An 11440-nucleotide genomic window follows, 5' to 3' on the forward strand; every position below is an offset into this window, starting at 1 on the left:
AATGATAAAAAATGATCAAAAACACATTAGCAGCTGACTACCCAAGAAATCTGATTGGCTACGGGCAGAACCCTCCACACCCAAGATGGCCTGAAAATGCACGTATTGCCGTACAGTTCGTGCTGAATTACGAGGAAGGCTCAGAAAATTGCATCCTGCATGGTGATGCGTCTTCGGAAACATTTCTCTCGGAAATCATCGGTGCCCGACCCTTTGTCGGCAGTCGACACATGAGCATGGAGTCATTGTTCGAATATGGAAGTCGAGCCGGTGTATGGCGAATCCTGAAACTTTTCCATGACCGGCAACTGCCCCTCAGCGTTTTTGCTGTGGGAATGGCATTGGCGAGACACCCTGAACTGGCTAAACATTTAGTCGAATCGAAGCACGAGATCGTCGCGCATGGCTGGCGCTGGATTGATTATCACGGCATGGATGAGGCCACGGAGCGCGAACATATTCAACTGGCAGTGGAAACGTTGCGCGATTTGACCGGCAGCGCCCCTGCAGGTTGGTATACCGGACGGACCAGTGAAAATACGCGCCGTTTGCTGGTGGAACACGGTGGCTTTGTCTATGACGCCGATTCTTATAGTGATGATTTACCTTACTGGGAAACAGTGTCCGGTCAACCTCATTTGGTTGTGCCCTATACCTTGGATACCAATGATATGCGCTTCGCCACCGCACAGGGTTTCAACAGCGGCGACCAGTTCTATTCATATCTAAAAGATGCATTTGACACCCTTTATGCAGAAGGTGCCAATGCACCAAAAATGCTCTCGATAGGCCTGCATTGCCGCATGGCCGGCCGCCCGGGGCGAATTGCTGCACTAGCGCGTTTTCTGGACCATGTTCAGCGCCATGAACAAGTCTGGATATGTCGCCGGATCGATATTGCCCTGCACTGGATCAAGCACCATCCTGCACCACGCAATTGTTGAAGAGCGATATGTCTATCTATTCAATAGCGTCTCTGAACGCGCTTGAGCAAACAGCTTTCATCTCCTGTTTATCAGGTGTTTATGAACACTCGCCCTGGGTAGCCGAGCACGCCAGTCAGCGACGCCCATTTACTTCAGTGGCGAAACTCGCCGCAGCAATGCACGCATGCGTCCTCGCGGCCGGCAAATCTGAGCAGCTGGCGCTGATCCGAGCCCACCCTGAATTAGCTGGAAAACTTGCTATCGACGGCGGATTAACTGCGGCTTCGCGTTTGGAACAAAGCGCAGCCGGTCTGGACAAGTGCACTCCACAAGAGTTTGCGCGGATATCCGAGCTTAATCATGCCTATCAGGAAAAATTCGGTTTTCCTTTTATCATCGCGGTTCGGAACATGACCAAGGCAAGCATCATCTCCGCGATGGAACAACGCATTGCCCACCCATTTGACCGGGAAGTAAATGCCGCCCTGGACGAAATCATGTGTATTGCCAGCTATCGCCTCAATGATCTTGTCATTGATTAACTATTTCAGCGAAATAACCCAATGGAAATTCAATCTGCAATTCATGAGGCACCCGATTTCGCTACCCGCTGGGTCAATCTTTCAGACCTGCGCTTAGGTGCGCAGGCATTATCAGCCAGCGATGAGTTTTTTGCGCCTAAAGAACGCTTGCTCAATCCAGAACCACCAATATTCATCCCCGGGAAATATGACGATCATGGAAAGTGGATGGATGGATGGGAAACACGGCGCAAACGTGGGGCTGGAAATGATCATTGCGTGGTGAAACTGGGTCTTCGTGGCGTAATTAAAGGCATAGACATCGACACCAGCCACTTTACTGGAAACTACCCACCTGCCGCGTCGTTAGAAGCAGCTATTTGCGATAAAGACCCGGACGAATCAACCCAGTGGGTACGTCTGCTGGATCCCATTTCCCTGCGCGGCAACGCGCATCATTACCTTGAAATATGTGATCCCCGTATATGGAGCCATGTACGTTTAAACATATATCCCGATGGGGGCATCGCACGCCTGCGCATATTCGGTCAGGTCGCTTGTGATTGGGCAGCTCGCGCGAAAGATCAATTATATGATCTCGTTGCTCTGGAGAACGGTGGACTGGCGGTGGCCTGCAACGATGCACATTTCGGCAATCCCATTAATTTGCTGGCACCTGGTCGCGGCATCAATATGGGCGATGGATGGGAAACACGGCGCAGACGCGAACCCGGCAATGACTGGGCAATTATTGCGCTGGGGCATCCCGGCACAATAAGGAAAATCGAAGTCGATACCGCCCATTACAAGGGCAACTATCCTGACAAATTCTCCGTACAAGGGGCTTATGTCCAAGACGGAACCGAGCAATCCATGATAACGCAAAGTATGTTTTGGCCAATGTTACTGCCAGAACAGTCGCTGACGATGGATAAAATACATACATTCACAGACCAGATCCATGCTTTAGGAGCGATTACACACATCCGGTTCAACATTATCCCGGATGGCGGTGTCAGTCGTTTGCGACTTTGGGGAAACCTCGATGAGGGCAGCTCTTAATGGCCTGCCTTGGCGAGTTGACGGTCGAGCCACTCACTGCAGATGAGTTTGCTCCATTCGGTGATGTGATCGAAGCCAGAGATTCAAGTGCCTTCTTTGTGAATGAGGGCCAGGCACAGCGTTTTCATGACCTCGCCAAAATTGATGTCGCCGCAGATAATGGACGCCCTTTAATCAGCATATTTCGCAGCGCTCCCACCCACTTCCCGCTGACATTGCATAAAATCGAACGGCATCCGCTAGGAAGCCAGGCATTTATCCCATTGGGAAATCATCAATTCCTGATTGTCGTCGCCAGCACGACCAATAACGATTTTCCAGACAGGCCACGAGTTTTCTTGAGCAATGGCCATCAAGGCGTAAATTACAAACCCGGCGTATGGCATCACCCTCTCATTGTGCTAAATCGCACAACTGAATTCCTGGTTATTGATCGAGGCGGTATAGGAACTAACTGTGATGTTTCTGAGCTCAACGAAAAATTCGTAATCGAATTTCCTGAAATTAAGAGATGGCTCAAACCCGATAGTTGGCTATCTTCCAGCTAGCGTTCGAACAACTACAGTCAGGAAGCTGTTAGTTAAATGTCTATGAAAGCAGGTGAAATCCAGACGCACTGCCTTACAAAATAGACTCCAACACGAGCTTGATGTGCTGATCGCATCAATCCACGCTGGAGCCTTGACGAATCCTGACTGCGAATTTGTCATTCCCTGTTTAGAAGTGGTACTCGGCTCTAATCATTGGGGTCTTGGCAAAAGCGCCACTTCCAGCAGAGCCTGATGCATCGACACCGAACTTATTCTTCCAGTATTGATATTCGACACCAAGCTTGAACGTGCCTTTCGGCCCACCCATAAGCTTTCCTACATCGGCCATGATCTGAGCATCAATGTTGGTCTCCGGTTTGGTCTGCGCACCAAACTCATCCCTACCCTTTGCGGCAATGAAATTCGCAAAACCTTCGAATGAAAATGCCGAATCACCAATTGGAATGGCCCATGCCGCGGTCAGCATCGGATGCGTTTTATAGGAATAGCGCGAGACGCATGTGTTGGTGTAGGTATTGCATGGTGCATTGCTTTCCCACAAAACCAGCAAACTAACATTAAGAAAGCCTGGCACGTCAAACATAAGGGTTGGCCCCAATACCAGCATCCGTTTCTTGGAGTTGTAACCGGCATCAGTCTTGGTGTTCCAATCGAATCCCCCAGTAATACCGATGTCTTTCACGACACCAAATTTGTAATCTTTGCCTGTGATCTTACCGAGGTCTAACGTGTTGCGATAGACTACATATGCTTCTTGCGCGCCATCAGTCGAATGGGCATTAGACGGATCCTTGCTGTTCGACAACAGCATGTCGACATTGAAAAAATTAGTGCCGTACTTGTAGCCGCTCGCATGAGTCAGCGCAAAAATGTTCTTGGTGATGTCATTCCCCTCATAAGGCTCCGCAAAACTGGTGCCATAACGCCAACTGATAGACGTGTCACTCCAGTCAGCTGCGAATGCGGGAAAGCACGCAAGCAACACTGAACATCCAATCAGTGCAGTAGAGGCCCTTAACTTGGTCGCGCTTGAGTTTGTGCTTAACTTAACCATTTTTGATATCACTCCCATTCATTAATTAAAAAGTTGAGTACGGAGAATTTAAAGTCCCCCTCCGTTCAAAGGCATTAAAGCAAACGATATGCCAAATAACCAACCCAACTAAACTGCATGCAACATTTCAGAAAAATTGCATACAACATATGCAATTTCATAGAGAAATTATGAATTATTCGAGTGACTGACAAAGAGAAATGTGAGAATTTCTTATTGGGGTGCGGACGAGTAATGCGTAAACATAGTGCATTCTGACAGGTGCTTTGTTCCAAGATAGTGCAAGCCAATGATTTTTACCTCTTTAAGCATCACAAAATAATAGTTCTCAATATGTCAATAAAGTGGACACAATTGAATTTTTGCTAACTACTCAAAGGAAGCCGAACTTCGCAGCATCAAGGCCAAATTGCATCGGGATACCGATGAGCGCGATATCTTGAAAATAGCCACATTGCCTGCCGCACCAAAGCATAGAAACACTAGAAGAGGACAGTACCGTCTACTCCTTGGAGGTCATCAAAAACCTAATCTTGGAGGAGCTGAGGACCCTATGTGGAGGCGCCCCCGGGTGGCCCTGTTTGGGAATTAATTCGTAATAGAATTTCCTGAAATTGGGAATCGATTCAAACCCAATATAAGAACCTGACCCCACGCTGGATACACTTTATTTCAGATCGGCAACACATAGTGTTATTTCCATGCCAACTGAAATTGCAAACCCTGATCCCGCATCTCTAAACTAAAACCCGAAGAGCATTAATCAAACTGTCCGAAGTTGCAGTTGCCCCGAAAATACCCCCTTGCATGCTTACCATTGTGATTGCCGCTTCATGGTGGCGCTTCTCCGTCGCTCCTGTGCAATCGGTGAGGAGCAGGCATTCGAAGCCCCGGTCATTGGCCTCCCGCATAGTCGTGTGGACGCACACATCGGTCGTGATGCCTGTGAGGATCAGGTGAGTGATACCCACGGTGTGCAAGATGTGCTCCAAGTCTGTGGCATAGAAGCTTCCCTTACCCGGTTTATCGATGATAACTTCTCCGGGAATAGGCACAAGTTCAGGGATAATGTCCCAACCAACCTCACCGCGTACCAGAATGCGCCCACACGGACCCATTTCGCCGATGCCGGGGCAAACGTTCTTGCTCCGCCAGACCTTATTGGCTGGCAGGTCAACAAGCTCGGGACGGTGTCCTTCCCGGGTATGGATAACCCGCATGCCCGGCACTTTGCGCACGACATCCAGTGTCCGTCGTATGGGCTCTACAGCCGCGCGAGTCATGCTGATGTCGTAGCCCATCGCGTCGACGTAACCGCCTTTGCCACAAAAGTCGGTCTGCATATCTATAACCAGCAGTGCGACCCGCTCCGGCGAAATTTCCCCGTCGAAGGGCCATATATAGGGATCGGCGTTTACTTTGAATGTTTTCATTGCTTCCTCTGAATCCGGATAAGCCGTGGTGCAGCCCGTTGATGGTCAAGGATATGAGCAAACGGGATCGGACCACCACAGCAAATTGTGAAAAACCGCCGGGCGGTATTCACCCAGCGGTCAGCCAACGCAGACCGAGTCAGTTTATTGAACAGTACCGATCACGCCCTTCACAAAAAAGTTCATCTGCTCTACAGAAGCGGACGGCATGGTGGTACCTTCCGCCGCAACTACGGTGCCGTCCTGTTTCACAATTGGGCCAGCCCACAGCGGATCTTTACCCGACACGAAGGCCTGTTCTTTCTTGGCGATCAGCGCTTTGGTCTTGTCGGTAACGGATGGACCGAATTTCGTCAGCTTAACATCGCCGGTCGCCAGGCTGCCGCGGATGTTTTCCGATTTCCATGTGCCTTTTTCAATACTCTCGACGATCTTGGTCATCATCGGCCCCCAGTTCCAGGCGGCACCCACCAACCAGCCCTTGGGTGCAAATTTACTTGCGTCGGCGTGATAGCCAACCACGTGCACACCGCGTTTTTCAGCAGTTTGGACAATGGCAATGGGAGAGTCCACGTGCATGGAGAGCACATCTACTCCGGAATCAATCAGTGCATTGGCTGCTTCGGCTTCCTTCGCAGGATCAGACCATGTACCAGTCCAAACAACGGTAGTGGTCACTTTAGGATTGACGCTTTGGGCGCCACGAGTAAAGGCGTTGATATTGCGGAGCACCTGGGGGATTGGGTGCGCGGCGATGAAGCCCAATTTACCGGATTTTGTGCTTGCGCCTGCCGAAATGCCCGCTAGATACATCACGTCATCGATGTCGGCAAAATAGGTGCCCAAGTTTTTTGCCAGTTTGAATCCGCCCGAATGCATAAAAGTAACATTCGGATACTTCTTGGCAACCTTAAGGGCCGGATCCAGGTAGCCATAGCTGGTGGCGAAAATGACCTTGTATCCGGACTGTGCCAGACGCTCCATCACCCGTTCCACATCGGCGTTTTCCGGGATGTTTTCAAAGTAGCTGGTCTTGACATCCTTGACGTGCTTTTCCATATAAAGCCGCCCCTGATCCTGGGCGTAGTTGTATCCATAGTCTGTTTTTGGGCCGACATAAATATAGCCGATCTTTGTTTCGGCATAGGCAGTTGTGATAGCGGCAAACAGCCCGATGGCGGCCAATATGCTTTTGAATTTCATGCTTTGCTCCCCGTTGTGATCAATGTTAAAAAACGTCAGAAAAAAATAGATGCTTTCCTGCTTCCACACTCACAAATCCGATGCAGAACCAGCCATGCCAAAAACCGCTAGCGAAAAATTGCAGTGAGTCCCTGAGGAGCCCCTCCTTCCTTGTTTGCCAGATAATAGCTAACCAGTAAAACAAGCAGCGTCACGACATAGGGTATGGTGGCCAACAAGTACGGAGAGACGGCCACACCAGCCGTCTGCAGCCGCAGATAGAAGGCTTCCGACCCGCCGAACAGTAGTGCTGCAGGCAAAGCCAGGAAGGGATTCCAGCGGGCTACGATAACCAGACCGACTGCGACCAATCCTCGGCCTCCGGTCATGTTCTCAACCCAGTCGCGCGTGTAATCCACGGACATCGCCGCGCCAGCGAAACCCGAGAAAAATCCTCCAATCAGAACACCCTGAACCTGGACAAATGCCGGGTTGATTCCTGTCGCGCGGGCAACCTGGACGGACTCACCTACGGATCGCCAAATCAGCCCGGTTCTTGTGCGGTACAGCCATATTCCCACTAGTGGGGTCGCGATCAGACCGATGATCACAGTAGGTGTCAGTTGGGAGACGAAAGTCCCAAGTATTGGCACGGTCTGCCAATGTGCTGATAAAAGGTGATGGAATCCATGTATTTTTTGGCCCACATATGGAATTCCATAAAACGAGGTCAGCCCCATGCCCAGGATCAGAACGGCGATACCACTAGCGATTTGATTTGCTTTCAGACCAACACAAAGCCCGGCGTGCAAGGACGACATCAGCACGCCTGCCAATGCGCCGACCAGGAGTCCGATCCAGGGATTACCGAAACTCAGGGTTGCAGCGAACCCGGCCAAAGCGCCGACCAGCATTTGACCCTCTACGCCGAGATTGATAATGCCCACCCGCTGGGTAAGCGTTTCACCCAGAATTGCGAGCAGGATTGGCGTTGAGCTGCGCAGGGAAGAAACCGTCAGATCGCTGATGTTAAATGCGGAAGAGTCAAGCATGGTAGCCTCTCAGTTTCACCCAGTTCATGACCACCAATGCGCTTACGAACAACATCCCTTGCAGGATAATGGCGCTGGAGGAAGGAAGTTGCGCGAACAACTGTAAAGCGTCGGCAGAAGACAGCAGGCCACCAACGAGAATGGACATTGGGATAATCCTCAAAAAACTTTGTCCCGACAGCCACGCCACTAGGAATCCGCTCCAACCGTAGCCACCGGCCAAGCCCGCTTGCAGCCTTCCCTGCATGACGGAGGTTTCAGCGATACCTGCGATCCCGGCCAGGAGCCCGGAAATCGCCATGACGATAATGACGTTGCGCTCATAATTCAAACCCGCACTCAGAGCAACCCGTTGGTTACTGCGCATTACTTTCAAAGCGATGCCCCAACGACTGTAGGTCACCAAAACGTGAAGAATGAGTGCAGCCACAACCCCGATGACCAATCCTAAATGCACTCGCGAGCCGAAAAAAGTGGGCAATATGGCGGCATCCGGGAAGTTGGCGGAGGCAGGCCATCCCAAATTGCTTGGGTCTTTCCAGGGTCCATGCACCACATAGTCCACGAGTTGCAGCGCGAGATAGTTCAACATGAGGGTGCTAATTGTCTCGTTAACGCCGAGCCGCGCCTTGAACACGCCAGGCACCGCTCCCCAGAATGCACCGCCGAGACTCGCTGTCAGGAGCATGAGTGGCAGCACAACCCATGCCGATCCATTCATCATGCTCAGCACCAGTGCAGTGCCTGCCATGGCACCGAAATTCATTTGCCCCTGAGCCCCTACAGTGACAAGACCGAGCTTGGCCGGAAGTACGACGGCACTGGCACAAAGCAGTATTGGGGCGACTTTTACCAAGGTTTCGGACCAGGCAAAGCTGTCACCAAATGCACTCTTCACCATCTCCAAGAAAAGCGCTACCGGGGCATGCCCCTCAAGCAGAAAAAACCCTGCACCCAGAGCCAAGAATAGGCATGCCGATGCCAGGATTGGAAATACTTCGGCGCGCAAAACCCGGCTTCCATTCATGCCGTCTTCCTCGCACCTGTCATGAGTAATCCGATGGTCTGCCTGTCTGCTGATGCTGCGGGCAGAATACCGGTAATTTTTCCATGGGAAAGAACCGCGATACGGTGCGCGTATTGCAACAGGTCATCAAGATCTTCTGATATCCATAGAATGCATGCGCCTCTTTCAGCGTGCTTGAACATCTGCTCATAGATCGCCCGAGTGGATAAAATATCCAAACCCATGCTCGGGTAGCAAGCTACGACCAAAGACGGCATGCCGGACAACTCCCGCGCCGAAACTAGTTTTTGCAAATTGCCGCCGGATAAATCCTGTGCCAACTTGGTTGGATCCGATGGCCGCACGTTAAACTCATCAATTAGTTTCTGCGCCTGAGCTTGCTCAGTCTGTTTTTTCGGAAAGAAAGGCATACCGACAAGACGATGGAGACTAAGGTTGGTGGTAAGGTCAAGGTCCGACGCCACACCGTTTTCCAGAGGTTGTTCAGGGATATACCCGATTTTGCTGTTCCGGTTTGGATTAACTGGTTGCCGCCCCAGGCGGCTCACCACCTCCCCATCCAGTATCACTTCGCCGTTATCCAAAACAGCCAGGCCCGCGACCGCATCAGCCAGCAGACGCTGTCCGTTTCCTGCAACACCGGCAATGCCCAGAATTTCTCCCGGAGCGAGTTGGAGTTCGATGTCAACGATAGCGGCACGCCGATCCTTGGCGCTGATGCTCTTGATCCAAAGTTTTTGAATGTCCTTTTGCGGGCTCTTGACTGATGGATTGGCAGCTACTTGATGCTGTCCCATCATCAAAGTAACCATCTCGTCGATGGTTTTCCCACGTGCGTCGGCGACCTCCACCAAGCGACCAGCGCGCATGATTGCGACCCGGTCAGCGCACGCTTCCACATCTTCAAATTTATGGGTAATAAGCACCACACTACGGCCGCTGTCAGCTAATTGCCTAACCAGCGCCCACAGCCTTTCCGACTCCTGAGGCGTGAGTACGGCTGTAGGCTCGTCAAGAATGACCAGTTGTGCATTCAGGTTAAGCACTTTTGCCAACTCCACCAGTTGCTGCTCTCCGATAGCGAGGTGGCGGACAAGTTTGGATGGATCAATATCACGAGCAAGTTTGGTTAAATTCTCTAAAACAGTTGACCATACAGGGCGGTGCCTGCTTTGCCACCATGGGGACTTTGGGTAAGCCAGCATCAGGTTTTCCGCCACACTTAACGCCGGAATCAAGTTGAACTGCTGAAATACCATGCCTATGCCCAAGGCCATTGCAGTGCGAGGCGTATCGATTTCCACTGTGGTTCCGTCAATAACGATCTCTCCCGAGTCACCTTGGTAGAAACCATAGAGGATTTTCATCAAAGTGCTCTTGCCTGCACCATTTTCACCCAGCAGCGCTAACACCTCGCCGGCTTTGATTTCCAGGTTCACGTCCGCGTTGGCAGCGACTTCACCGAAATGTTTGCTGATACCTCGAAGTTCGATATGCATGAAGTCGGCCCAAATTAAAATGCATCATTGCATGCAACAAAGCAAGTTACATGCCATTTGATTGAAACTAAACCGGTGCTGCTGGCAAAATCAATACCCTTATAAGGGGAAAGGGGCAGAACTAAGACTGCTTCCTCTATAAACTTTATTTAGCCTCCTACATTTTTGAATTTTATATGGGACGATTTCTGCCATGATTACCCTTTACATGCACAAAGGAAGTGCAAAAATAGCGAAAATCGCACCACAACAGGATCATATCCAAAAGATCTGTAAGCTATTTTTAGCCCGCGCTCCTTTTACGGAAATTTAACTACCTGGCTGGGTTCGCTGCGCCGTAATGGAAAGCGATACATATGCTTCCTCAAAGCAGGCAGACAAGACCGATACTGATCTAGATAATGGTCCTGAAGACCTTATGGATCTTGCCTGTACAAACAACATTAACGCCGTACTTCTTGTTGAAATATGTGCAAACAGTGCGCTTTGGTGCGGACGAATTCCGCATCCGACAGGGTTTCCACGCTGCGTGGGCGCGCAATGTCAAATGGCACGATCTCTGCAATGCGTGTCGGACGCCGCGTGAGTAACAGAATTTGATCCGATAGGTATACAGCTTCTTCAAGATCGTGAGAAACCAGGACCATCGTGGTGTGAGTTGCCAAGAATACTTCCTGCAGTTTGTCTCGAATGAACAGCGTCATCTCGTAGTCCAGCGACGAAAATGGTTCATCGAGAAAAAGTACTTCTGGCTGCGGTGCTAGCGCACGCATGATTGACGCCGTCTGTTGTTGTCCACCAGACAACTCATATGGGTAGCGATTAAGGTCGAACTGCACATCGAACGAAGTAACGAGTTCTCCGACACGATGCTCAACCTCTTGCTTAGTCTTGCCCGCTAGCTTCAGCGGATAACGGATGTTATCGATGGTGCGCATCCAGGGGAACAGCGCGTCACGGTAGTTCTGGAATACGTAGCCGATAGTCGTGTCACGCAGTGACTTGCCATCAAAAAGTATCTCGCCGCTGTCGACCGGAACAGGGGGTATCCGCGATTTTGTGTAAACGGGAAATCGTTTAAAGCTGCGGCATGCGCTCATCGAACATGATCGTGAACCGATTTAACGCGGCCT

Annotated in this window: 11 protein-coding genes; 4 read left to right on the forward strand and 7 right to left on the reverse strand. The window is 50.8% G+C overall.

Going from position 1 to position 11440, the window contains the following annotated elements:
- Window positions 1–11: 11 nt before the first annotated feature.
- Genes puuE through EI185_RS05260 form a run of 4 tightly spaced genes read left to right on the forward strand, consistent with a single transcriptional unit; the run spans window position 12 to window position 3057 of the window.
- Window positions 12–944: an allantoinase PuuE gene (gene puuE, locus EI185_RS05245; protein ID WP_124704078.1), complete on the forward strand. Its 933-nt coding sequence runs from the start codon at window positions 12–14 to the stop codon at window positions 942–944.
- Between the two features lie 8 nt (window positions 945–952).
- The gene (gene uraD, locus EI185_RS05250; protein ID WP_124704079.1) at window positions 953–1468 is read left to right on the forward strand and encodes a 2-oxo-4-hydroxy-4-carboxy-5-ureidoimidazoline decarboxylase; all 516 of its coding nucleotides are present in this window, start codon (window positions 953–955) and stop codon (window positions 1466–1468) included.
- A 21-nt stretch (window positions 1469–1489) separates the two neighbouring features.
- A complete protein-coding gene (gene alc, locus EI185_RS05255) occupies window positions 1490–2509 on the forward strand; it encodes an allantoicase (protein WP_124704080.1) in 1020 nt (339 codons plus the stop codon).
- Entirely contained in the window at window positions 2509–3057 is a 549-nt protein-coding gene (locus EI185_RS05260) for an ureidoglycolate lyase (RefSeq protein WP_124704081.1), read from the forward strand. Before alc ends, EI185_RS05260 begins: the two co-directional genes overlap by 1 nt.
- Before the next feature lie 169 nt (window positions 3058–3226).
- Here the strand turns inward: EI185_RS05260 and EI185_RS05265 are convergent, their stop codons facing one another.
- From EI185_RS05265 to EI185_RS05295, 7 genes are all read right to left on the reverse strand, one after another.
- Window positions 3227–4114, reverse strand: a complete 888-nt coding sequence (locus EI185_RS05265) for a hypothetical protein (protein WP_223247684.1) — start codon at window positions 4112–4114, stop codon at window positions 3227–3229.
- Between the two features lie 737 nt (window positions 4115–4851).
- Window positions 4852–5547, reverse strand: a complete 696-nt coding sequence (gene biuH, locus EI185_RS05270) for a biuret amidohydrolase (protein WP_124704082.1) — start codon at window positions 5545–5547, stop codon at window positions 4852–4854.
- A 144-nt stretch (window positions 5548–5691) separates the two neighbouring features.
- Window positions 5692–6750: a BMP family ABC transporter substrate-binding protein gene (locus EI185_RS05275; protein ID WP_124704083.1), complete on the reverse strand. Its 1059-nt coding sequence runs from the start codon at window positions 6748–6750 to the stop codon at window positions 5692–5694.
- A 107-nt stretch (window positions 6751–6857) separates the two neighbouring features.
- Window positions 6858–7781, reverse strand: coding sequence for an ABC transporter permease (locus EI185_RS05280; RefSeq protein ID WP_124704084.1), 924 nt, complete (start codon window positions 7779–7781; stop codon window positions 6858–6860).
- Window positions 7774–8808, reverse strand: coding sequence for an ABC transporter permease (locus EI185_RS05285; protein ID WP_124704085.1), 1035 nt, complete (start codon window positions 8806–8808; stop codon window positions 7774–7776). Before EI185_RS05285 ends, EI185_RS05280 begins: the two co-directional genes overlap by 8 nt.
- Complete coding sequence (locus tag EI185_RS05290; protein WP_124704086.1) at window positions 8805–10307, reverse strand: ABC transporter ATP-binding protein; 1503 nt, start codon at window positions 10305–10307, stop codon at window positions 8805–8807. The genes EI185_RS05285 and EI185_RS05290 overlap by 4 nt, the downstream gene beginning before the upstream one ends.
- Window positions 10308–10750: 443 nt before the next feature.
- Window positions 10751–11407 carry an ABC transporter ATP-binding protein gene (locus EI185_RS05295; RefSeq protein WP_124704087.1) on the reverse strand — a complete coding sequence of 219 codons (657 nt, stop codon included), beginning with the start codon at window positions 11405–11407 and terminating at the stop codon, window positions 10751–10753.
- Window positions 11408–11440: the final 33 nt, after the last annotated feature.

The organism is Sulfuriferula multivorans (assembly GCF_003851125.1).
Taxonomy (GTDB): Bacteria; Pseudomonadota; Gammaproteobacteria; order Burkholderiales; family Sulfuriferulaceae; genus Sulfuriferula; species Sulfuriferula multivorans.

Excerpts from the sequence above, each read along its gene's own strand:
- EI185_RS05260 (WP_124704081.1), top strand. The coding sequence starts at position 2,509 with ATGGCCTGCCTTGGCGAGTTGACGGTCGAGCCACTCACTGCAGATGAG.
- uraD (WP_124704079.1), top strand. The coding sequence starts at position 953 with ATGTCTATCTATTCAATAGCGTCTCTGAACGCGCTTGAGCAAACAGCT.
- puuE (WP_124704078.1), top strand. The coding sequence starts at position 12 with ATGATCAAAAACACATTAGCAGCTGACTACCCAAGAAATCTGATTGGC.
- EI185_RS05280 (WP_124704084.1), bottom strand. The coding sequence starts at position 7,781 with ATGCTTGACTCTTCCGCATTTAACATCAGCGATCTGACGGTTTCTTCC.
- EI185_RS05265 (WP_223247684.1), bottom strand. The coding sequence starts at position 4,114 with ATGGTTAAGTTAAGCACAAACTCAAGCGCGACCAAGTTAAGGGCCTCT.
- EI185_RS05290 (WP_124704086.1), bottom strand. The coding sequence starts at position 10,307 with ATGCATATCGAACTTCGAGGTATCAGCAAACATTTCGGTGAAGTCGCT.
- EI185_RS05285 (WP_124704085.1), bottom strand. The coding sequence starts at position 8,808 with ATGAATGGAAGCCGGGTTTTGCGCGCCGAAGTATTTCCAATCCTGGCA.
- EI185_RS05275 (WP_124704083.1), bottom strand. The coding sequence starts at position 6,750 with ATGAAATTCAAAAGCATATTGGCCGCCATCGGGCTGTTTGCCGCTATC.
- EI185_RS05295 (WP_124704087.1), bottom strand. The coding sequence starts at position 11,407 with ATGAGCGCATGCCGCAGCTTTAAACGATTTCCCGTTTACACAAAATCG.
- alc (WP_124704080.1), top strand. The coding sequence starts at position 1,490 with ATGGAAATTCAATCTGCAATTCATGAGGCACCCGATTTCGCTACCCGC.
- biuH (WP_124704082.1), bottom strand. The coding sequence starts at position 5,547 with ATGAAAACATTCAAAGTAAACGCCGATCCCTATATATGGCCCTTCGAC.